The sequence below is a fragment of the Labrys sp. KB_33_2 genome (assembly GCF_052114505.1).
Taxonomy (GTDB): Bacteria; Pseudomonadota; Alphaproteobacteria; order Rhizobiales; family Labraceae; genus Labrys.
The window spans coordinates 342,860-363,965 of record NZ_JBFREW010000010.1 but is presented as its reverse complement, the minus strand read 5'-3'; the positions used below and the strand labels follow the sequence as shown (position 1 = coordinate 363,965).

The window sequence follows — 21,106 nt, the reverse complement described above, 5'->3', positions numbered from 1 at the left end:
CTTACCTAAACGCGATGCTCATTTCCGGAAAAACCGGCAAGTTCAAGAGCAGAATGGGGCTTTTCTGTCACAATTCGCAAGGGGCAGGGTAAGCCCTGTGGCAGCGGGCATTCTCGCCTGCACCTTTCTTTTACGCAAACGCGGCGTTTCCAAGAGCAGGCCAGGACGCCTGCGATCCCGGGAAACTGCGCTATTCCGCCGCTTTGCTCTTGGCCTCGATACTGTCGAAGGCCGAGACGACGGCGTCGAAAGTGAGCAAGGTAGAGGCGTGGCGGGCCTTGAAATCACGCACCGGTTCCAGCACGGCGGCCTCGGCGAAACGGCCCTCCGGAGGCGGGCCATTCTCCTTGAGCATGCGGCGCATGGTCTCGCGCGCCTGCCGCAATTCATCGCCGCTCGCACCGATGATGTTGCGGGCCATGATGGAGGAGGAGGCCTGTCCGAGGGCGCAGGCCTTCACGATATGGGCGAAATCAGCGACCTTGCCGCCTTCTACCGCCAGCTCCACCGAGACGGTGGAACCGCATAATTTGGAATGGGCGGTGGCTGCGGCATCTGCGCGCGGCAGATGGCCGATACGCGGAATATTGGCTGCCAATTCGAGGATACGTTTATTATAGACATCGTCGAGCATGGGTGGACGCTTGATTGTATGCGCTTCGCTCTCACCTATATAGGCATGAATGGGTCGGTTGGGGAGGGGTGCTCTCCAGACCGGTATGATCTAAACCCGCAAGGCCGATTGTGAGCAATCTGCCTTGGCGGTGGGAGTAGCTGTTGATGGATGCACTGGTGGATAAGCCTGCGGCCAAACTGGAACGAGATGACGTCGCCCGCGCCCCTATGCCTCGCCCGTCACGCAAGGAGGCCGAAGCCGCCGTGCGGACGCTGATCCAGTGGGCCGGTGACGATCCGGACCGCGAAGGCCTGATCGACACGCCCAAGCGGGTGGTTAAGGCTTGGCGCGAGATGTTCAAGGGCTATGAGCACGATGCCGGCGAAGAACTCGACACCGTCTTCGAGGAAGTCGGCGGCTATGATGACATGGTGCTGGTACGGGACATCCCCTTCTATTCGCATTGCGAACACCATATCGTGCCGATCATGGGCCACGCCCATATCGCCTATTATCCCAGCGGCGGCGTGGTCGGCCTGTCCAAGCTCGCACGCGTGGTCGAGATTTATGCCCGCCGCCTGCAGACGCAGGAGCATCTGACCGCCAACGTCACCCAGGCCATCGAGGAACGCCTCAAGCCGCGGGGACTGGCCGTGATGCTGGAAGCCGAGCATATGTGCATGGCCATGCGCGGCATCCAGAAGCAGGGCGTTTCCACGGTGACAACTGGCTTCACCGGCGTCTTCAAGTCTGAGCCGCAGCAGCAGATGCACTTCCTGTCCCTGGTACAGCGCGCCTACAAGGCACGCTGAGCGACAACTGGCTGCCTGGGCTGCTCGTCACGGCGGCGCAGTTCTGCGGTCGAGCGTCTTATTCCCTTTATGAGTTGTGCTGCACGCTGGAACGCGTGTGGCATGGATCGTGCCGGGGATGGGGTAGCCATGTCTCGAAGGAGAAGCGATGATGCCGCAGTCGACTGAGCTCAAGACTCTGTTCCCGCAGGCCGGGGATATTACTGCCGAGTTCCGTCTTCCAGGCGAGATCCACCAGGATCGCGTGCTGGTGAACGGACAATTGCTGGCATGGACCGGCGAGAAGCAGAGCGTGATCTCGCCCATTCACCTGCGCGATGGGGAAGGACGGCTGCTGCCGGTCACCCTCGGCTCGATTCCGGTCGGCGGCGTCCCGGAAGCCGATGCCGCACTGGCCGCCGCGGTCGGCGCTTATGACAATGGCCGCGGCGCCTGGCCGACGATGCGGGTCGCCGATCGCATCACCTGCATGCTGGATTTCATCCGCCAGATGGTGGCGCGCCGCAGTGAGATCGTGCGCCTGATCATGTGGGAGATCGCCAAGTCACTGCCGGATGCCGAGAAGGAATTCGATCGCACCGTCGACTATATGCGCGCCACTGTCGATGCCGTGCGCAACCTCGATAATGAGAATTCACGTTTCCAGATCGTCGAAGGCACCATCGGCCAGATCCGCCGCACGCCCCTTGGCGTCGTCTTGTGCATGGGGCCCTACAATTACCCTCTGAACGAGACCTTTGCCACGCTGATCCCGGCCCTGATCATGGGCAACACGCTGGTGTTCAAGCCGCCGCGCTTCGGCGTCCTTCTGTTCGAGCCGTTGCTGGAGGCTTTCCGCAGTGCTTTCCCGCCCGGCGTGGTCAACTTCGTCTACGGCAAGGGCGCGGAAATCGTGCCGCATCTGCTGGAATCGGGGAAGGTGAATGCGCTTACCCTGATCGGCTCCAGCAAGGTTGCCGATCACCTCAAGAAGCTGCATCCCAAGGCCAACCGTTTGCGCGCAATTCTCGGCCTCGATGCCAAGAATGCCGCGATCGTCCTGGCCGATGCCGACCTGGAACTGGCAGTGAAGGAATGCCTTGCGGGTGCGCTGTCCTTCAACGGCCAGCGCTGCACGGCGCTGAAGATGCTGATCGTGCACCGTTCCATCGTCGATCGTTTCCTGGAACGCTTCACCGAGGAGCTTGCCAAGCTCAAGATCGGTATGCCCTGGGACAAGGGCGTCAGCATCACGCCACTGCCTGACAGGGCCAAAGCCGAGTACATGATGGCCTGCGTCGAGGACGCCGTGGCCAAGGGCGCCAGGGTGGTCAATGCCGGCGGCGGGGATGAGGTGGCAACGTTGTTCCGGCCGGCCGTGGTCTATCCTGTCGCCGAAGGCATGAAGCTCTATCGCGAGGAGCAGTTCGGGCCGATCGTGCCGGTGATGCCCTTTGACGACATCGAGACGGCGCTCGACTATGTCATCACCTCCGAGCATGGCCAGCAGGTCAGCATCTTTTCCACCAGCGCGGATGACATCGGCACCCTGGTGGATCCGCTGGTGAACCAGGTCTGCCGGGTCAACATCAACTGCCAGTGCCAGCGTGGGCCGGATGTCTTCCCGTTCACCGGCCGCAAGGATTCGGCCGAGGGGACGCTGTCGGTCACCGACGCGCTGCGTTCCTTTTCGATCCGCTCGATGATCGCCGCCAAGCAGACCGAGCCCAGCAAGAAATTGCTTGACGAGATCACGCGCAGCCACAAGTCGAAGTTCATCCATACGGACTTCATCTTTTAGGGCCCTGGATCGAGGGCCCAAGATCTTCCAGGATCCAAGCCTAGTCCACATCCGTCCCCAGAGTAGAACCATGAGCACCTCGTTTCCCCCGCCCCGCGACAAGGCCTCCCTTGAAGAGGGCCTCGTCTTCACGCCGAAATTCGACCGCGACGGCCTGATCACGGTGGTGACGCTCGGCGCCGAGCATGGCGAGGTGCTGATGGTCGCGCATATGAATGCGGAGTCTCTGGGCCGCACCCTGGAGACTGGCGAGGCCTGGTACTGGTCACGCTCGCGCCAGGCTCTCTGGCGCAAGGGCGAGACTTCCGGTCAGTTGCAGCGTGTGGTGGAGTTGCGTACCGATTGCGACCAGGACGCCCTGATCATGCGCGTGGAAGTCGGCGGTGATGGCGGCTGTTGCCACACCGGCCGCCATTCCTGCTTCTACCGCGTGGTGAAGAGCGAAGAGGGCGGGCCGGCGCGGCTGGTGATAGCGGAGTAGTGGCCATTGGCCGGGCAACCAGCGACCGTCACCTTTCCACCAGCGCCTTGAGGCGCCCGAGTGCGTCGTCCCACTGGACGGCAACTTCGTCGAGATAGGTTCGCACCGCCTGGATCGGTTCGGGCCGATAGGCGAACTGGGTCTCGCGCCCGATACGCAGGCTTGAAACAAGCCCGGCCGTTTCGAGCACATGCAGGTGCTTGGTGATGGCCTGGCGTGTCAGGCTGGTGTCTGTCGACAGCTTCGCGATCGACTGCGTCTGGCCGCTGCTCAATCTTCTGAGCAGCGACAGACGGGTCGGATCTCCCAATGCCGCGAAGATGGCGGCGGGGTTCGATGGGGTGGCAAGGTCAGCTGTCGACATGATCAGCCGCCGATATGGGCCTTGATGTTTTTCATCTGTTCGGCCCAGCCGCCGTCATTCATGCGGAAGGCTTCGGCACGGCGGTGGGCGGGAATGGCGCCGAAGCCGGATTCAGTCACGCTGAGATGGGTTCCCGTCCCCTCCGGGCGCAGATGAAATTCCACCAGTGTCGGCTTCTCGTTTGAATAGTCGACGTCCGGATCGACGGCATAGGGATGCCAGGTGAACGAGAACAGGCGGGGCTCATCCATGTTGACGACCTTGGCTTCCCAGACGACATGTTCATAGCCGGGATAGGTGATATGGCCGCGCGAGATCTGGCCGGGCACAAAAGGCCCGTCCAGCTTGACCCGGAACCATGTGCCGAATTCCTCGTGATTGGTCAGGGCCTGCCATACACGGTCGATGGGCGCGTTCAGCTCGATGGTCTTTTCAATACGATCTGACATAATTGCAACCTCCTGGTTGCGCATATATGTCAGATCGCGCCGTCTTGTGCAACCATTTGGTTGCTTATTCGCAAATTTTCAGCCGCCCCGCTTCATGCTGAACACGGCGAGGAAGCTGATGATCGCCGCAACGCTGACATAATAGCCGACCCAGGGCAGGCCGCCCTTCTGCAGCAGGATCTGAGCCAGATAGGGCGCGAGCGAGGCACCCAGGATGCCGCCGAGATTATAGGCACTGGAGGCGCCGGTGTAGCGCACCTTGGTGGGGAAGAGGTCGGGAAGCAGGGCTCCGAGCGGCGCAAAGGTCAGCCCCATCAGGGCGAGCGAAAGCGACAGGAAGGCGAGGACCTCGAAGCTATTGCCGCTGCCGAGCAGGACGGGCAGGCACAAGCCCGACAATGCCGCCAGGGCACTGGAGATCAACAGGACAGGACGTGCGCCGAAGCGGTCGGAAAGCGCGGCGGAGATCGGCGTGGCAATCGCCATGAAGATGACGGCGACGCAGAGCAGGCCGAGAAAGTCGCTGCGCGAAATATGCAGCGTGTTGACGCCATAGCCCAGGGCAAAGACGGTGGAGATGTAGAACAGGGCGTAGCACACCACGATGGCGAGAGAGCCCTGGATCAGCGGAACCCAATGGTCCCTGAGTACTTCGAGCAAGGGCACCTCGACGCGCTCGTTGCGGGCCATGGCTTCGCGGAATTCAGGCGTTTCGCTGATGGAGACGCGCAGATAGAGGCCGATGGCCACCAGCGCGGCGCTGATCAGGAAGGGGATGCGCCAGCCCCAGGATAGGAAGCTTGCTTCGTCGAGGAACATCAGCAGGACCAGGAACAGGCCATTGGCCATGAAGAAGCCGATCGGGGGCCCGAGCTGGGGGAACATGCCGAACCAGGAGCGTCGCCCCGGGGGAGCGTTCTCGGTCGCGAGCAGGGCCGCACCGCCCCATTCGCCGCCAAGACCGATGCCCTGGCCGAAACGCAGGATGCACAGCAGCAAGGGGGCCAGGAAGCCGGCCTGTTCATAGGTCGGCAGCGCGCCGATCAGCGTGGTCGACAGACCCATCACCAGCATGGACGCCACCAGCGTCGATTTGCGGCCGATGCGATCGCCGAAATGGCCGAACAGGATGGAGCCGATGGGGCGGGCCAGGAAGGCGATACCGAAGGTAAGGAAGGCGTTGAGTGCCTGCGAACCGGGCGCGGTCGACGGAAAGAAGGTCTGCCCGATCACCAGAGCGGCGGCCGTTCCGTAGATGTAGAAATCGTAGAACTCGATCGTGGTGCCCACCAGGCTCGCCAGAACGATGCGGCCGATTCCACCCGGCGCTGTCTGGGTGCTGGAGCCCCCAGCAGAGCTGGCTTCCGCGTTTCCTGCCATGTTATTTTCCGTCTATTAATTGTGAAATATCGCGAGGGACCTGATTCGGCAGAAGGGCCGAAGCATTCGCGTTATCGCGCCGGGCGCGAGGAAGTGAAACAGGAAACGTAGATGCCTGCCAAAGATGATGTGACGATCGCTTTCTATGCTGAACAGGCGAGTGCCTACACCACGCGGGGACAAGTGGCACAGAAACATCGCCTGGATCAGTTTCTGTCTCATGTCGCTCCGGGCGGATCCGTCTTGGAACTTGGCTGTGGCGCTGGACAGGACAGCGAATACATGCTGGCGCGCGGCTTCGACGTCACGCCGACTGATGGCACGCCGGAAATTGCGCATGCGGCAGCCGTGCGGCTTGGCCGGCTGGTCGATGTCCTGCTGTTCGAGGATATCGAGGCGCGTGAAGCCTATGACGGCGTCTGGGCCAATGCCTGCCTGCTCCATGTGCCGCGTGCGAACCTGTCCGCGATCATTGGCAGGATCCACCGGGCCTTGAAGCCCGGCGGGGTTTTCTACGCCAGCTTCAAGGCTGGCAAAGCGGAGGGCAGAGATCAGTTCGACCGCTATTACAATTATCCCTCGGCCGACTGGCTTGAGCAGACCTATCGGCCCGGCCCCTGGGAGAGCGTCGGGATCGAGGCCGCCAAGGGCGGCGGTTATGACAACAAGCCGACCGACTGGCTCTATGTCCTGGCGCGCAAGTCGATGCCCTGATCAGGCCGAAAAACCTTGCCGTTCGGGATGGTTCGGCAGCGGTCGCAGCAGCGATAGCCCAGGCTATACTATTTGCTCTGGCCTTACGGCAGCTCATCGGAGTAGGGAGCTGCCTTTAGCGGAGGCCTTTGCGAAGGCCGTGCGCATGAACCGGGAACCATCATGAACCGCGCCCAGAAAGCCGCCCTTGCCAGTGCCGGCGTCGGCCTTGTCGTCCTCGCGCTCAAATTCGGCGCCTATTGGCTGACGGGCTCGCTGGCGCTCTATTCGGATGCCCTGGAGAGCATCATCAACGTGGTTGCGGCTGGCGCAGCTTTCATCGCCCTGCGCGTGGCCTCCAAGCCTGCCGATGGCGGCCATCCCTATGGTCACCACAAGGCCGAATATTTCTCCGCCGTGATCGAGGGCGTGCTGATCGTGCTGGCGGCGATCCTGATCCTGGTCAAGGCCTATGACGGCATTCTCGCCCCCAAGCCGTTGGAAACACCGGTGCTGGGCCTGGCGGTGAATGCTGTGGCGACCGCGATCAATCTCGGCTGGGCGGTGACGCTGCTGCGCTGGGGCCGGGCGTGGCGCTCGCCCGCCCTCGTCGCCGATGGCCGGCATGTGATGACCGACGTCTGGTCGTCCGGCGGCGTCCTGATCGGCGTTGCCCTCGTCGCCGTGACGGGCTGGCTCATTCTCGACCCGATCCTGGCTGCGATCGTCGCCGTCAATATTCTGTGGTCGGGCTGGGTGATGATCCGCGATTCCGTATCCAGCCTGATGGATGCCTCCGCGCCCCCCGAGATCCTCGACCAGATCGCCAAGATCATCGCCACCCACAGCGAAGGCGCCCAGGAGGCGCATGATGTCAGGACCCGCCAGGTCGGCAGTGTCGTCTTCGTCGATTTCCACCTGGTTGTTCAGGGCTCGATGTCGGTGACGGAGTCGCACGCCATCTGCGATCGCATCGAACTCGCGCTCCGGCAGGAGATCGAAGGCGCTCGGGTGACCATCCATGTCGAGCCGGAGGAGAAGGCCAAGCATAAGGGCGTGCCCGTCCTGCTGGCTTCCTGAGGCAAGCGCCCCGCGATCAGGCCTCGCGTGCCTGCCGCAGCATGGCGCGCACGATCACCCAGTGGAAAGGCAGCACGGCGGCAAGATAGGCGCGCCCGAGACGATTATGGGTGAGGACGAGCGTGGTCAGTGTGACGCGCTGACGCTCCGAGATCCTGGATATGTCGACGACCACCCGAAAGTCGAGATGGCTGTCGTCGAAGCCGGCGACCAGTCGGTCCGGCGTCTGGCTGAGGACGGGAAAGATGCCGAGGACACCCAGGCCTGACGGTGAGGATGGCGGGCGGGTGTGCAGGCCGAAGGGAGCGACGACGAGGTTCCTGAGAGCCAGAAGCGTGGCGATCCAGCGCGGCGAGCGGGCCATGATACGCTCAGCGGCTCGCCTTGCGTCGAGTTTCGGCGGGGCCATGTCCAGCGCATAGGCGTCGGCGAATTGGGCACCGGGAAGAAGGCGGGCGAGGCCCGCATCGGGATCGACGGCGATGGTATCCATGGAAACGATGCTCCACGCGCTCCGGCAGGATCTCGGCAGAACGGAGCGATGAGGCGGAGTATAGAGCCGTTGAGGACTGCGGGCGCGTGCCGTGATGCCGCACGCACCCGCAAATCTCAGACCATGTCGGGCAGGGGGGCTTCTTCCGGAGCCGGCGCCGAAGGCAGCACGATAACCTTGGTGCCGGTAGGCACGCGGTTATAGAGGTCGATGATGTCCTGGTTCATCAGGCGGACGCAGCCCGAGGACACCTTGGTGCCGATGGTGGCCGGATTGGTGGTGCCGTGCAGGCGATAGAGCGTGTCGCGGCCGTCGCGGTAGAGATAGAGCGCGCGGGCACCGAGCGGGTTCTCGACCCCGCCGGGCATGCCGTTGCGATAGGGTTCGTTCAACTCGGGATCGCGGCGGATCATGTCGGGCGTCGGGGTCCAGCGTGGCCATTCGGCCTTGCGGGAGATGGTGGCCTCGCCCTGGAAATTGAACGCCTCGGTCTTGCCGACGCCGACGCCATAGCGGATCGCCCGGCCGTTTTCCTGGACGAGATAGAGGAAACGCTGGTTGGGATCGACGACGATGGTTCCGGGCTGCTCGGCGGTCTCATAGGGGACCTCACGGCGCCAATATTTCGGCGGCACCTTGGCTAGGTTCACAGGCTGGACGGGAAAACGATCATCCTCGATGCCTCCGTAGAGGGACACATAGTAAGGATCAGGTGTATAGGCGGCCTGCTGCAAATTGGCATTTCTCTGGCCGCTTCTCGTTGCGCAACTTGCAAGAAAAAGTGGTGCGCCCAGAAGAAGTATGCGTCGCGTCAGTATCATTTCAACCCCGAATATCCAGCGCCGTGTACCAATGGCAGCTATGAGCCAGCAAATCTGAGGAGCGGTTGCTCCAATGAATTGGGGCGATAGAGGCGCATTGCGGCAGGATTGCGCACCGAATTCGGGGTGAGGGCCGCGATTGGCAAAAGTGCACGCAACTGTGATCAAATGGCAACAGAATTGCTCGGCCAGGTTGCCGATCGGCCCTCCGGGCCACTATCGGTCCCAGTTTAGCGGGCGATCACCTCGACGTCGCCGTCATGGCCGGCCTTGACGTCGAACTCGCGCGTATAGACCCGGCCCTCATGGCGGGCGACGACGGTGTAGTTGCCTTCCGCCAGGATCAGGGAAGGAAAGGCGCCGATGGATTCGCGGATGACGTCGCCGCCTGGCGTCAGCACCGACCAGGCCGTGTTGGCGATCGCCTCGCCGCCGGCCTGGCTCACCAGCTTGAGCGTCAGCGTCGCCGCCATTTGGTGGAAGGTGGCCTGCGTCAGCTTGCCGGTACCGATCGATAGTTCGGCGGAGACGGTGGCGTTGGACTCGCCATAGGTGCATTCGACGAAATAGCGTCCCTCGGGCAGGCGCAGAATGCTGGTGGCCGGAACGCCCTCGGCGATGAGCCGGCGCTCGCCGGTCGGCTGGATCACCATGACGCGTGCGGTCAATTGCTCGGGCGGGATCGGCTTGTCGAGCACCGAGGCCTCGACCTGCAGGCCGCCCGCCTTGATCACCAGCCCCTGCCGCACGGACGCCTTGTCGACCTCGATCTCCTTGGTCGCGGCGGCAAGTCCATAGGCGGCATGAACGACATAGCGCCCGGGCGCCAACGAGAATTCGGGAGCCGGATCGTCGGATTCAGCCATCTTGGCCGCATCGGCCTCACCCTTGCCGAGGCGGTATACCCGCCATTTCAGGCCCGATGGAATCGGCGCCCCCTTCTCGGCGAAGCTGGCGGAGAGTTCGACCTTGCGCGTGACGGCGGGTTCCTCGGCCGCGGCCGGTGGCGCAGGCTGGGCAGGCGCCTGCGGCGCCGCCGCGGGAGCGGCTTCGGAACTCGGGGGCGTCTGCGCGGCCGCCGGCATGGCCACGAGCGCGCCTGCCAGCAGGAGGATCGAAGTCTTGAGGATTGAGGTCTTGGCAATCATGGCCGCCACGATTCACGGAAAGGCGGCGATTTCAAGCCCCATCTTCACGCCCGGCCTCCGGGGCTACTGCCTTGGCGGAGGATAAGGCACCGGACAAGCCTTCGGCCTGCCGCTGAAGGCGTTCAGCCCGTGCGGCAGCCAGGATTGGCGCGAGCAGGCCGGGGAAGCGCGATTCGATGTCGTCGGCGCGGAGCGTGATCAGGCGATACGTGCCCATCAAACGCGTGCGCGTCAGGCCCGCCTCGCGCAGGCGCACATAGTGATAGGTCAGATTGGTCTTGGAACTCAGGCCATTGAAGGCGGAGCAATTCTGCTCGCCCTCCTCGAAGAGGCCGAGAATGATGTCACGGCGAATGGGATCGCTGAGCGCTTCCAGAACCGTCGTCAACTCGATCTGATCGGTTTCCGGGTGAAAGATCGTCTTGGCCATGACTGGGACATATCGCCTGAGGTCCATTAGTTCAAGACTCATTGAATTCATTGACAGGCGTGGAGAAGAGTCCATAAGTTCAATAATTATTGAACTTATGGACTCGCCATGTATCGGACCCTGACCTGGCTTGCACTAGGTGCCTTCGCCATCGGCAGCGAAGGCTTGATGATTGCCGGCATCCTGCCGCGCATCGCCGAAGATCTCGGCATCCCCGTCGCCCATGCTGGTCACCTCGTCACCATTTTTGCGCTCGCCTATGCGATCGGCTCGCCGCTTATCGCAGTGATGACGGCGCGCTGGGAGCGTCGCACTCTCCTGATAACGGCCATGGCCGTGTTCAGCCTCGCCAATCTGGCGGCGGCCTTCGCCACCGGCTTTCTCACGCTGGCGGCGAGCCGTATCATCCTGGCGCTATCGGCCGGAACCTTCATGCCGGCCGCCTTTGCCTATGGGGCTGTGTCGGTCGAGCCGGCCAAACGCGGACGAGCCTTGTCCTTCATCTATACCGGCATGACCGTGGCGCTGGTGATCGGCGTGCCCCTGGGAACCGCCATTGCGGCGCATCTGGGCTGGCGGGCGACATTCGTCATGGTTGCCGCCATGAGCCTGCTGGTACTGGCCGGCATCGCCCTGAAGCTGCCGGCAGTGTCGGGGCCTCCGGCGCCCGGCCTCGCCGATCGTCTTGCCGTCGCGCGTCGTTCGGACGTGCTCGAGGTCATCGGCCTGACGGTCGTGGTCCTGGCCGGCGCATTCGGCGTCTACACCTTCATTGGGGCCTATCTCGAAGCCGTGTTGGGCGCCTCGCCGGAAGCGGTCGCCGGCTTCCTGATCCTGGCGGGCCTGGCGGGGGCTGCCGGCAATACAGTGGGTGGATATGCGGCCGATCGCTGGAACCATCGGCGCTTCCTCACCATCGTCCTGGCGGTGCTGGTCGTGAGTTTCGGTGCTCTTCCGCTGATCCCGGCGTTCCTGCCGGGACTGGCCGGCTGGATCGGGGCAGGGCTGGTGCTGGTGCTGTGGGGCGTTTTCGGCTGGGCTTTCCCGGCGGTGCAGCAGGTGCGCCTGCTTGCCATCGACCAGCGCCTGGCCTCGGTCCTGCTGGCCCTGAACGCATCGGCCATCTATCTCGGCACGGCGGCGGGCGCGGCCATCGGCGCCGTGGTGGTCGAGCGCTATTCGGTCCAGGCCGTCGGCTGGGTGGGAGCCGGCACCGAGGTACTGGCGCTCGCCATTCTGCTGGCGACAACCTATCGCCCGGCGCGGGTAACACCGGTGGAGGAGGCGGCCTGCGCCGTCGTCCACCAGGATGCGGCGGAATGACCTCACCGAGTCCGAGCCAAGGCGAATGAACGACAATCTCCTATTTATCAGAGAGATAGGCGAGTTTGTGTAACGGCATCCCGTGATCGCCCGGTCGCAAAGATGGGGAGGACTCAGGCTCATCGCGCCGGAAGTCCTACCCAAGACCTGCCGCAGGCCTTATGTGAGCGTTCGTCTCCTCGGGCAAAGCGCGTTTGAGCAAAACGCCGCCTTGCTCCAACGCCGCGCCCTGACGCGGCTTTGCGATTTTCGGCGAGTGCGCCAGATCGCAATGCATTGGGAATGTACGCCATGGATGCAATCGAGCTTCTGAAGACCCGCCGGTCGGTGCCCCCAGCCATGTTGTCGGCACCGGGGCCGGATGCCGCCCAGCTCGAGACGTTGCTGACCCTCGCAACGCGCGTGCCCGATCACGGCAAGCTCCATCCCTGGCGCTTCGTGATCTACCAGGGCGCCGCGCGCGAGAAGGCAGGGCAGGTCGTCTATGATGCCTTCATGGCTGCTTGTCCCGATGCGGACGAGGGGACCCGCAAGAAGGAATCGACGCGTTTCACCTTGGCGCCGCTGGTGATCGGCGTGGTATCGACGGCTGCCAACCATGTGAAGATCCCGCTCTGGGAGCAGGAGCTGTCGGCCGGGGCGGTCTGCGAGAATCTGGTCATCGCCGCCCATGCGCTGGGCTTCGGAGCGAGTTGGCTCACGGGCTGGATGGCTTATGACGAAAGAGTGCTGGCCAGGCTCGGTATCGGTTCGCACGAGAAGCTCGCCGGCTTCGTGCATATCGGTACACCCAGAGAAACCGTGCCGGATCGGCCGCGTCCCAAGCTCGAAGATCTCATAACTTACTATGGTCAAAATGCAGGTAATTAATTACCTCATATGTAAGTTATTGTTTTTAAAGATAAAAATTTGACACGTGCTTAAAATATCGCGTTGACGCCCATTCGGCTGTCGTGTAGAAGCACTCCAACTCGGCGGCCCCTCAGGCCGCCTTGTCGTTTTCAACCGTCGGATCGACAGCGCAACCATAGGCGACACCATGTCCACCTTTACGCTCAAGACCGCCGATATCGAGAAGAAGTGGGTCATCATCGACGCCAAGGGTCTGGTCGTCGGTCGTCTGGCTTCCGTGATTGCAATGCGCCTGCGCGGCAAGCACAAGCCGACCTACACGCCCCATCTCGATTGCGGCGACAACGTGATTGTCATCAATGCGGAGCAGGTGGTGTTCACCGGCCGCAAGTACAATCAGAAGGTCTATTACCACCACACCGGGCATCCCGGCGGCATCAAGGAGCGCAGCGCCAGGTTCATCCTGGAAGGCAAGTTCCCTGAGCGTATCGTCGAAAAGGCCGTGGAGCGCATGATTCCGCGTGGTCCGCTGGGCCGCAAGCAGATGCTCAACCTGCGCGTGTACAAGGGTACCGAACATCCGCACGAGGCTCAGCAGCCCGAAGCGCTCGATGTCGGCGCCATGAACGCCAAGAATGTGAAGGGCTGATCCGATGGCCGATACGCTCAATTCGCTGCAGGCTCTCGGCGAGGCTGCCGCCGCCGCCGAAGCGCCCAAGCATGTCCAGAAGCTGGACGCCCATGGCCGCGCCTATGCCACCGGCAAGCGCAAGAACGCCATTGCCCGCGTCTGGATCAAGCCGGGTGCCGGCAAGGTCACGGTCAACGGCCGTGAACTGGACGTCTACTTCGCCCGCCCGGTGCTGCGCCTGCTGATCCAGCAGCCGCTCACCGTCGCCAACCGCACCGGCCAGTATGACATCAACATCACCGTCGCCGGCGGCGGTCTGTCCGGCCAGGCCGGCGCCGTGCGCCACGGCGTCTCCAAGGCCCTGACCTATTTCGAGCCGGAACTGCGTCCGGCTCTGAAGAAGGAAGGCTTCCTCACCCGCGACAGCCGCGTGGTCGAGCGCAAGAAGTACGGCCGCGCCAAGGCTCGCCGTTCCTTCCAGTTCTCGAAGCGCTAAGCTTCCGGACAGGACTTACGAAAACCCCGCTTCGGCGGGGTTTTTTGTTGGCTGGCTTATGGCCGTGGCGAAGCGGTCGAGCCCCGGACCACAAGCTCGGTGGCAAACTGCCGTCGGCCTGTCTCGTCGGGCGTGTCGAGGATCATCTCGACGGCGAGCTGGCCCATCGCCGCGATCGGCTGGGCAATGGTGGTGAGCGGCGGTTCGGAAAAGGCGCTTTCCGGCACGCCGTCGAAGCCGATGACCGAGACATCCTCCGGCACCGACAGGCCCCGCTGGTGCAGCCATTCGAGGGCGGCGAAGGCGATCCTGTCTGACATCGCCAGCAGGGCTGTCGGTGGGGCAGGGGCTGCGAAGAGCTGAGCCATCGCGACGTTGACGTCCGTTTCCTCGTTCTGCGTTTCGAAAATCGGCACGATGCGGGTATCGATGCCATGCTCGGAGAGACCGGCGAAGTAGCCGAGTACACGGTCGCGCGAACTCGAATAGACCGCGGTCTCGACCTCCCGCATGGTGGCAGGCCCGGTCCGGTCGTCGCCGAAGGGCATGGACAGGATGGCGAAGCGCCGATGGCCGAGGCTTGCCATATGCGCCGCTGCTGCCTTGGCGCCGGCGAAATTGTCGACGCCGATAGCCGCGATGGCTTCGTCGCGCGTGCCCAGATGCAAAGCCACGAAAGGCAGGTGGCGTTCCCGCGTCAGCTCCACCAGCCGCGGGCCCTCGTCGATGCAGAACAGGATGAAGCCGTCCACCAGGGCGCTCTGCACATTCCAGGCCAGTTTCTGCTCGTTCATGGCCGAGACCAGGGCAATGCCGGCGCCGCGTTCGTCGCAGGCCTTGGAAATCGCCGCCATCATCAGGCGGGCGAAGGGATCTTCGAAGAAATAGGACAGGGGTTCGGCCGTAACGATGCCGAGGGCGTTGACCTTGCCGGCGCGCAGCAGGCGCCCCTTCGGATCGGGCCCGCGATAGCCGAGGGAGGCGGCGACCGCCTCGACGCGCTCGCGGACTTCCGGTCGCACCAGACGCGGGCGGTTGAAGACGTTCGAGGCGGTGCCCTGCGACACGCCCGCCGCCTTGGCCACATCCGCGAGCCGTATGACCTTATCCAAGGGCTTCTCCCATTGCGTTAGCGCCGTGTTCGGCATGGCAGGCGTGCCTAACCGACCTCGACGGACAGCGCGCCGCCGATAGTCGCGCCATCCCGCCTGCTCCCTTCGGCGGGAAGGCGATGCGACCGACTGTAGCATGTCGTTGGATCGATTCAATTTTGCTTGACCCAAAGCAGGTTTTCCGTTAATTTTTGAATCGATTCAATTGATCGTAAAAGAGTTCTTCGCCCGCAACTTGCGGGTTGTTTTTGCGCAAGATATTGAATCGATTCAATAAATTCGACCACGGAGCATCCGTCATGATTCCCTCGAGCTATTTCTTCAAGACGGCCTATCGGCGTCGCTGGGAGCAGCCGGTCTCGCCGGAAGCAACACCGGCCGTCCAGCCGAACCGGGCTTGGTACAGCACCCTGGCGACGGCGATCAGCCATTGGCGCGCACCCAAGCCTTCCGGGCGGGGCGGACGCAAGGGGCGGTGAAGGAGCCACGTTCCCCAGCCATCACCCGCCGTGATCCTGCCTGGGCCGGGTAGCGGCCGTCGATCTGTGATCGCTGATCGTCGAGTCGAACACCAGACTATCCGAAGAGAGCAAGGGACATCGCATCGAAACCTCCGAACCGCGTCTCTGGTCGGATTCCCCGCGCAATGGGTGCAGTGGAAGATGCCGCCCCGAACAACTTCTATGGCAAGCTCGGCCCCTGTCGATTCGGAACCGTGCCATGTCCTTCAGCGTCCGCGATATCTGGTTCAAGGGTTACCGTTCGCTGCGCTCCATCCATTTCGAGGTCGGCGACCTCAGTGTGTTCGTCGGTGCCAACGGCACCGGCAAGACCAACCTCTATCGCGGCTTGCAGTTGATACAGGCGGCGGCACAGGGCAGCTTCGCCCATGAGCTGGCTCGCGAAGGGGGATTGGCGGCCGCGCTGTGGGCTGGCATGCGCCCGAGAAACGAGCCGGCCCGCATCCATCTCGATGTCGGCTTGATCAGTGACGGTGCCCGCTATCGCTACCGGATAGAGGCCGGGCTGGTGCAGCAAGCCGGCGGCATCATTCTCGGCACGGGCTTTCTCGGCGAGCCGCAGGTCAAGGTCGAGACGCTCAAATTCAGCCATCGCGGCCGCGAACAGACGGTGCTGGAGCGCAAGGGGCCGGCCGTCAGCATCGCCGGCCCTGATGGTAAGCGGCGCCCGTTCGGCGTGCCGCTATTGGCGTCGGAAACCGCTTTGGCGACGTTGCACGACGCCGATCGCCTGGCCGACCTTGCCTCCGTGCGCCGCACTCTCTTGGAATGGCGTTTCTATCACGGGCTGCGCACGGACCGGGATTCGGCGCTGCGCCAGCCCTGCTATGCCGTCACCACGCCGACCCTGGCTTCCGACGGCCACGATCTGGCGGCTGTCTTCGCCACGCTCGTCCATATCCGCGCCGATGGCGAGGCGCTGTTCGACTCTGTCGACGAAGCCTTTCCCGGTGCCCGCCTGGTGGTGCCGATGCCCGATCGCATGGCCTCCTTCGGCATGATCTTTCCCGACAATCCCAGGCGCGTCTACGAGGCGAGCGAACTCTCCGACGGAACCTTGCGCTATCTCGCGCTGGCCGGGGCGCTGTTGTCCGCCCGCCTGCCGCCTTTCATTGCCTTGAACGAACCGGAAGCCAGCCTGCACCCCGATCTCCTGGCTCCGCTCGCCGGCATGATCGTGCGCGCCTCGCGCCGGACCCAAATCTGGCTGGTGACCCATTCGCAAGCCCTGGCCGACGCCATCGAAACCCTCTCCGGCGTGCCGGCGCACCGTGTGATCAAGCGCGGCGGCGAAACCTGGCTTGAAGGCCTGCGGCTATCGGGCGATTTCGCCGAGGATGACCAGGCAGATACCCCTTGATCGAGCCATGGGCGCGATCAAGGGGTATCTGCAAGATATCAAACAGCTGCAGAGTTCCCGGCGAAACCCATTCGCGGGCCTCGCCGGGAAACTCTGCTTGGAGAGGGAATTCGATATGGCGTGCTCAGCGAGCGCCATATTGCTCGTCGCTGACCTGTTCGAGCCAGTCGACGGCTTTGCCGTCCAACTGCTCCTGGATGGCGGTATGGGTCATTGCCGTGGTGGCAGCGGCGCCGTGCCAATGCTTCTCGCCGGGGGCGAACCAGATCACGTCGCCCGGCCTGATCTCCTCGATCGGGCCACCCTCGCGCTGAGCCAGGCCGCAGCCTGCAGTTACGATCAGGGTCTGACCGAGTGGATGGGTATGCCAGGCGGTGCGGGCACCAGGTTCGAAGGTGACGCTGGCGCCGATGACGCGGGCCGGTTGCGGTGCGCTGAACAGGGGATCGATCCGGACAGTGCCCGTGAACCAGTCCGCAGGTCCGCGCCCGGAAGGCTGCGAGCCGCTCCGCTTGATTTCCATGATGATCCTCGCCATCAATGGGAGAAGGCTGGATCTTAGCGGTGATGGCTGCGTCGTCATAGTCCATTCAGACCCGCCCCTCGCCGGAATGGCGAGAAGCGGGGCCAGCCGGGAACCGCGGTGGAATCAACCTGCAAGCCCGAGATCACGTCGAACCCGGCTAGCGTCGAAGGCGCGCCTATTGGGTGACGGCTTCCGAGGCGTATTTGAAGGCTGGCGCTGCTTCCAGCTGCTCCTTGGTCATCGCCAGCATGCCGCGGGCCGGATAGTCCCGTACCTGGTTGACGGGCTGGGTCTCAGGAGTCACGGGCGCTGCCGATGGCGTGCCTGCAGGTGCCGGAGCGCCAGCGGCGGGTTGGGCCGGGGCCGGAGCGGCGTCCGTCCAGGTTATGGCGGTGTAGGGCAGGGCGACATTCTTTTCCCCCATGCCCAGGAAGCCGCCGACGCCGATAACGACGCCGACGACCGTGCCTTTCTTGTCGACCAGCACGTCGTTGACATTGCCGACATTCTCATCCTTGGCATTGTAGATCTTGACGCCGACGAGCTGACTGGCCCGGTATTGGCCGGGCTCGGCCTTGGTGACGAAGGACACCGCGCCCACCGGGGCGGGGGTGGTCTGCTGCGCCAAAGCCGCGGTGGGCAAGCCCAGCAGGGTGACGAAGGCGACGGTGCAAGTGGCTTTTCTCAGGATCATGGAAACCTCCTTTGATGAGCCGTTCCACCCCATAAAACCAAGCTGGCGATGCGATGTTCCAACGAAACCGGCTCGACGGCTCCATGTGAGGCCGAAACCACGCCATCGGACATATTCCCTTTGTCACGCATTGCCCTTAAAGCCAGGGGCGATATTCGTAAGCAAAACGCTAAGCAGATTCCTCCTGATCGGGCCACGGGCGCAATCAGGAGGAATCTGCAAGATATCAACATTTGCAGAGTTTCCTGGTGAGGCCCATCCGTGGGCCTCACCAGGAAACTCTGCTTGGAGGAGAATCCCATGGCTGGTCCCACTGATGATCCCAAGCGCCCGCGCCCGACCGACAATGCCGTCTTTCGCAAGGAGGTGCTCGGTGGCGCCACCGAGCCGACCTATGGAGGCATCCTGTCCTTCATGCGCCGGCGTTATCAGCGTGACCTGACCGGTATCGACGTTGCCGTCTGGGGCATTCCCTTCGATGCGGCGGTGTCCAACCGGCCCGGCGCCCGCTTCGGACCCCAGGGGGTGAGGCGCGCTTCGGCGATCTTCGACGGCGACCCGCAATATCCCTTCCAGGCCGATCCGTTCGAGCAACTCGCCGTGGTCGACTATGGCGATTGCTCCTTCGACTATGCGCGCCACGGCGAGATCCCGGCCTGCATCGAGACGCAGGCGCGCGACATCATCGACACCGGCACCATGCTATGCTCGATCGGCGGCGATCACTACGTCACCTGGCCGTTGCTCAAGGCCCATGCCGCCAAGCATGGTCCGATGGCGCTGGTGCATTTCGACGCCCACCAGGACACCTGGTACGACGACGAAGGGCGCATCGACCACGGCTCCTTCGTGGCGCGCGCCGTGCGCGAGGGCATCATCCTGCCGGAGCGCTCCATCCAGATCGGCATCCGCACCCATGCGCCGGATGATTGCGGCATCGAGATCCTCTATGGCGAGGATCTGGAAACGCTCAGCGTCGCCCAGGTGGTCGAGCGTGTCCGCCAGCGGGTCGGCGATGCCAAAGCCTATATCACCTTCGACATCGACTGCCTCGATCCGGCCTATGCGCCCGGCACTGGCACGCCTGTCGCCGGCGGTCCCTCGTCGCGCCAGGCCCTGATGATCCTGCGCCGGCTCGGCTTTCTCGACATCGTCGGCTGCGACCTGGTGGAAGTCGCACCTGCCTATGACCATGCCGATATCACCTCGATTGCGGGCGCGACGGTGCTTCAGCATTATCTGGGCTTGATTGCCGAGCGGAAGCAGGGCAAAGCCGGGGCATGAGCAAGACGCCCAAGAACCCAACGGCCAAGAACCCGACGTCCATGAGCAACGAACGCAAGAACTCGCTGACCTACGCCGACGCCGGTGTCGATATCGATGCCGGCAATGCCATGGTCGATGCCATCAAGCCCCTGGTCCGCGCCACTCGCCGCGTCGGCGCCGATGCCGAGATCGGCGGCTTCGGCGGCCTGTTCGATCTCAAGGCCTGCGGCTTCAAGGATCCTGTCCTGGTCGCGGCCAATGACGGCGTCGGCACCAAGCTGAAAGTCGCGATCGAGACCGGCATCCACGACACTGTCGGCATCGACCTGGTGGCGATGTCGGTCAACGATCTGGTGGTGCAGGGCGCCGAGCCGCTGTTCTTCCTCGATTATTTCGCCACCGGCAAGCTGGCGCCGGGGCAGGGCGTTGCCATCGTCAAGGGCATCGCCGAAGGCTGCAAGGATGCCGGCTGCGCCCTGATCGGCGGCGAGACCGCCGAAATGCCGGGCATGTATGCCGATGGTGACTATGACCTCGCCGGTTTCGCGGTCGGCGCCGTGGAGCGCGATGCCATCCTGCCGCGCGGCAGCGTGGCCGAAGGTGATGTCATCCTCGGCCTGGCTTCCTCAGGCCCGCATTCCAACGGCTATTCGCTCATCCGCAAGATCGTCGAGCTCTCGGGTCTCGGCTGGGACGCTCTGGCGCCTTTCGCCGAGGGCAAGACTCTCGGCGAAGCGCTGCTGACGCCGACGCGCATCTATGTCAGGCCGTTGCTGGCGGCGCTGAAGGCGACGGGCTCTTCTGTCAAGGCGCTCGCCCACATCACCGGCGGCGGCTTCCCGGACAACATCCCGCGCGTGCTGCCGGATGGCATCGCCGCGTCCATCGACCTCTCGTCCTTCACCCCGCCGCCGGTATTCGGCTGGCTGTCGCGCACGGGTGGCGTCGAAGCGCATGAGATGCTGCGTACCTTCAATTGCGGCATCGGCATGATTGTCGTCACGGCCGCGGCCGATGCAGAGGCCGTCGAAGCTGCTCTCGCCGAAGCAGGCCTGCCGCCGGTCCGTCTCGGCACTGTGGTGACGCAGGACGGCGCCGAACGCGTCGGCTATCGCGGCACGCTGTCGCTATGAAGGGACGCAAGCGCGCCGCCATCCTGATCTCGGGGCGCGGTTCCAACATGGCCGCGCTCATCGAAGCTGCGAGGGATCCGGCATATCCAGTTGATATCGTTGCGGTTATTTCAAATCGCCCAGGAGCGCAAGGCCTGGCTCGGGCACGCGAGGCCGGCATCGCCGCCGAAGCTGTGGACCACAAGGCTTTTGCCAGCCGCTCCGATTTCGAGGCGGCGCTGGAAGCGCGGCTGGAAGCCCATGTCGTCGATCTTGTGGTGCTGGCAGGATTCATGCGGTTGATGACGGCGCCTTTCGTGCAAAGCTGGACCGGGCGCATGATCAACATCCATCCGGCCCTGCTGCCGGCCTTTCCGGGGCTTGCCACCCATGAGCGCGCGCTCGAGGCCGGGGTGCGCCTGCATGGCTGCACCGTCCACTATGTCACGCCCGGCATGGATGAGGGGCCGATCATTGCGCAGGCGGCAGTGCGCGTGCTGTCCGGCGACACGGCTTCGGATCTTGCTGCGCGCGTGCTGCTTGCCGAGCACAAACTGTATCCGGCAGCTCTCGCCCGTGTGGCGCGTGGTGAGGCACCGGTCATGGGCGAGCGCGTCGAGATCGCCCCCGGCGATCTGCTGTTCTGCGAGTGACATCGGCGACCGC

Annotated in this window: 25 protein-coding genes; 14 read left to right on the top strand and 11 right to left on the bottom strand. The window is 63.7% G+C overall.

Translation table 11 applies throughout. The annotated features are described in order from the left end of the window. Positions 1–190: 190 nt before the first annotated feature. On the bottom strand, positions 191–634 hold the full coding sequence (locus AB4037_RS19490) for an iron-sulfur cluster assembly scaffold protein (RefSeq protein ID WP_441772631.1): 444 nt from the start codon (positions 632–634) through the stop codon (positions 191–193). 146 nt (positions 635–780) lie between these two features. On the opposite strand from AB4037_RS19490, the gene folE reads away from it, so the two are divergent. The 3 genes from folE to hisI all read left to right on the top strand — a co-directional run bounded on the left by folE (position 781) and on the right by hisI (position 3,689). Then, positions 781–1,428: a GTP cyclohydrolase I FolE gene (gene folE / locus AB4037_RS19485; RefSeq protein ID WP_434955860.1), complete on the top strand. Its 648-nt coding sequence runs from the start codon at positions 781–783 to the stop codon at positions 1,426–1,428. A gap of 151 nt (positions 1,429–1,579) precedes the next feature. Then, complete coding sequence (locus AB4037_RS19480; RefSeq protein ID WP_441772630.1) at positions 1,580–3,208, top strand: NADP-dependent glyceraldehyde-3-phosphate dehydrogenase; 1,629 nt, start codon at positions 1,580–1,582, stop codon at positions 3,206–3,208. A 70-nt stretch (positions 3,209–3,278) separates the two neighbouring features. Next, positions 3,279–3,689, top strand: a complete 411-nt coding sequence (gene hisI / locus AB4037_RS19475) for a phosphoribosyl-AMP cyclohydrolase (protein WP_441772629.1) — start codon at positions 3,279–3,281, stop codon at positions 3,687–3,689. 28 nt (positions 3,690–3,717) lie between these two features. Here the strand turns inward: hisI and AB4037_RS19470 are convergent, their stop codons facing one another. The 3 genes from AB4037_RS19470 to AB4037_RS19460 all read right to left on the bottom strand — a co-directional run bounded on the left by AB4037_RS19470 (position 3,718) and on the right by AB4037_RS19460 (position 5,882). Continuing rightward, a complete protein-coding gene (locus AB4037_RS19470) occupies positions 3,718–4,053 on the bottom strand; it encodes an ArsR/SmtB family transcription factor (RefSeq protein ID WP_441772628.1) in 336 nt (111 codons plus the stop codon). 2 nt (positions 4,054–4,055) lie between these two features. Next, positions 4,056–4,502: an SRPBCC family protein gene (locus AB4037_RS19465; protein WP_441772627.1), complete on the bottom strand. Its 447-nt coding sequence runs from the start codon at positions 4,500–4,502 to the stop codon at positions 4,056–4,058. 78 nt (positions 4,503–4,580) lie between these two features. Further along, positions 4,581–5,882, bottom strand: coding sequence for an MFS transporter (locus tag AB4037_RS19460; RefSeq protein ID WP_434955865.1), 1,302 nt, complete (start codon positions 5,880–5,882; stop codon positions 4,581–4,583). A 111-nt stretch (positions 5,883–5,993) separates the two neighbouring features. Here AB4037_RS19460 and AB4037_RS19455 point away from each other — a divergent pair, with 111 nt between their 5' ends. Both AB4037_RS19455 and AB4037_RS19450 read left to right on the top strand, forming a co-directional pair. Beyond that, positions 5,994–6,596 carry a class I SAM-dependent methyltransferase gene (locus AB4037_RS19455; protein WP_434955866.1) on the top strand — a complete coding sequence of 201 codons (603 nt, stop codon included), beginning with the start codon at positions 5,994–5,996 and terminating at the stop codon, positions 6,594–6,596. A gap of 162 nt (positions 6,597–6,758) precedes the next feature. After that, complete coding sequence (locus tag AB4037_RS19450; protein WP_434955867.1) at positions 6,759–7,655, top strand: cation diffusion facilitator family transporter; 897 nt, start codon at positions 6,759–6,761, stop codon at positions 7,653–7,655. A 16-nt stretch (positions 7,656–7,671) separates the two neighbouring features. Here the strand turns inward: AB4037_RS19450 and AB4037_RS19445 are convergent, their stop codons facing one another. From AB4037_RS19445 to AB4037_RS19430, 4 genes are all read right to left on the bottom strand, one after another. After that, positions 7,672–8,148 carry a DUF2867 domain-containing protein gene (locus tag AB4037_RS19445; RefSeq protein ID WP_441772626.1) on the bottom strand — a complete coding sequence of 159 codons (477 nt, stop codon included), beginning with the start codon at positions 8,146–8,148 and terminating at the stop codon, positions 7,672–7,674. Positions 8,149–8,264: 116 nt separating this feature from the next. Further along, complete coding sequence (locus AB4037_RS19440) at positions 8,265–8,969, bottom strand: L,D-transpeptidase (protein WP_441772625.1); 705 nt, start codon at positions 8,967–8,969, stop codon at positions 8,265–8,267. Between the two features lie 230 nt (positions 8,970–9,199). Further along, positions 9,200–10,117 (bottom strand): hypothetical protein, encoded by a 918-nt coding sequence (locus AB4037_RS19435; RefSeq protein ID WP_441772624.1) that lies wholly within the window; start codon positions 10,115–10,117, stop codon positions 9,200–9,202. 31 nt (positions 10,118–10,148) lie between these two features. Continuing rightward, a complete protein-coding gene (locus AB4037_RS19430; RefSeq protein WP_434955871.1) occupies positions 10,149–10,547 on the bottom strand; it encodes a transcriptional regulator in 399 nt (132 codons plus the stop codon). Between the two features lie 108 nt (positions 10,548–10,655). Here AB4037_RS19430 and AB4037_RS19425 point away from each other — a divergent pair, with 108 nt between their 5' ends. The 4 genes from AB4037_RS19425 (at position 10,656) to rpsI (ending at position 13,849) form a co-directional block, all read left to right on the top strand. Further along, on the top strand, positions 10,656–11,870 hold the full coding sequence (locus AB4037_RS19425) for an MFS transporter (protein WP_434955872.1): 1,215 nt from the start codon (positions 10,656–10,658) through the stop codon (positions 11,868–11,870). A 291-nt stretch (positions 11,871–12,161) separates the two neighbouring features. Continuing rightward, on the top strand, positions 12,162–12,740 hold the full coding sequence (locus AB4037_RS19420) for a nitroreductase family protein (RefSeq protein ID WP_434955873.1): 579 nt from the start codon (positions 12,162–12,164) through the stop codon (positions 12,738–12,740). A 169-nt stretch (positions 12,741–12,909) separates the two neighbouring features. Then, positions 12,910–13,371 carry a 50S ribosomal protein L13 gene (gene rplM, locus AB4037_RS19415; protein WP_068289828.1) on the top strand — a complete coding sequence of 154 codons (462 nt, stop codon included), beginning with the start codon at positions 12,910–12,912 and terminating at the stop codon, positions 13,369–13,371. Positions 13,372–13,375: 4 nt separating this feature from the next. Continuing rightward, positions 13,376–13,849 (top strand): 30S ribosomal protein S9, encoded by a 474-nt coding sequence (gene rpsI / locus AB4037_RS19410; RefSeq protein WP_434955874.1) that lies wholly within the window; start codon positions 13,376–13,378, stop codon positions 13,847–13,849. Positions 13,850–13,905: 56 nt separating this feature from the next. On the opposite strand, the gene AB4037_RS19405 is transcribed toward rpsI, so the two are convergent. Next, on the bottom strand, positions 13,906–14,961 hold the full coding sequence (locus tag AB4037_RS19405; RefSeq protein WP_441772623.1) for a LacI family DNA-binding transcriptional regulator: 1,056 nt from the start codon (positions 14,959–14,961) through the stop codon (positions 13,906–13,908). Positions 14,962–15,260: 299 nt separating this feature from the next. Here AB4037_RS19405 and AB4037_RS19400 point away from each other — a divergent pair, with 299 nt between their 5' ends. Together AB4037_RS19400 and AB4037_RS19395 are read left to right on the top strand one after the other, a co-directional pair. Beyond that, positions 15,261–15,440, top strand: coding sequence for a hypothetical protein (locus AB4037_RS19400; RefSeq protein ID WP_434955876.1), 180 nt, complete (start codon positions 15,261–15,263; stop codon positions 15,438–15,440). 241 nt (positions 15,441–15,681) lie between these two features. Beyond that, the gene (locus AB4037_RS19395) at positions 15,682–16,842 is read left to right on the top strand and encodes an AAA family ATPase (RefSeq protein WP_441772622.1); all 1,161 of its coding nucleotides are present in this window, start codon (positions 15,682–15,684) and stop codon (positions 16,840–16,842) included. Positions 16,843–16,966: 124 nt separating this feature from the next. On the opposite strand, the gene AB4037_RS19390 is transcribed toward AB4037_RS19395, so the two are convergent. Beyond that, complete coding sequence (locus AB4037_RS19390) at positions 16,967–17,365, bottom strand: (R)-mandelonitrile lyase (RefSeq protein ID WP_441772621.1); 399 nt, start codon at positions 17,363–17,365, stop codon at positions 16,967–16,969. 178 nt (positions 17,366–17,543) lie between these two features. Continuing rightward, a complete protein-coding gene (locus tag AB4037_RS19385; protein ID WP_441772620.1) occupies positions 17,544–18,062 on the bottom strand; it encodes a PRC-barrel domain-containing protein in 519 nt (172 codons plus the stop codon). A gap of 300 nt (positions 18,063–18,362) precedes the next feature. Here AB4037_RS19385 and speB point away from each other — a divergent pair, with 300 nt between their 5' ends. From speB to purN, 3 genes are read left to right on the top strand one after another with little or no spacing between them, the layout of a single operon-like run. Continuing rightward, positions 18,363–19,346, top strand: coding sequence for an agmatinase (gene speB / locus AB4037_RS19380; protein ID WP_441772619.1), 984 nt, complete (start codon positions 18,363–18,365; stop codon positions 19,344–19,346). Between the two features lie 41 nt (positions 19,347–19,387). Then, positions 19,388–20,461 carry a phosphoribosylformylglycinamidine cyclo-ligase gene (gene purM / locus AB4037_RS19375; RefSeq protein WP_441772651.1) on the top strand — a complete coding sequence of 358 codons (1,074 nt, stop codon included), beginning with the start codon at positions 19,388–19,390 and terminating at the stop codon, positions 20,459–20,461. Next, positions 20,458–21,093 carry a phosphoribosylglycinamide formyltransferase gene (gene purN, locus AB4037_RS19370; protein ID WP_441772618.1) on the top strand — a complete coding sequence of 212 codons (636 nt, stop codon included), beginning with the start codon at positions 20,458–20,460 and terminating at the stop codon, positions 21,091–21,093. Before purM ends, purN begins: the two co-directional genes overlap by 4 nt. The last annotated feature ends 13 nt before the right edge of the window (positions 21,094–21,106 follow it).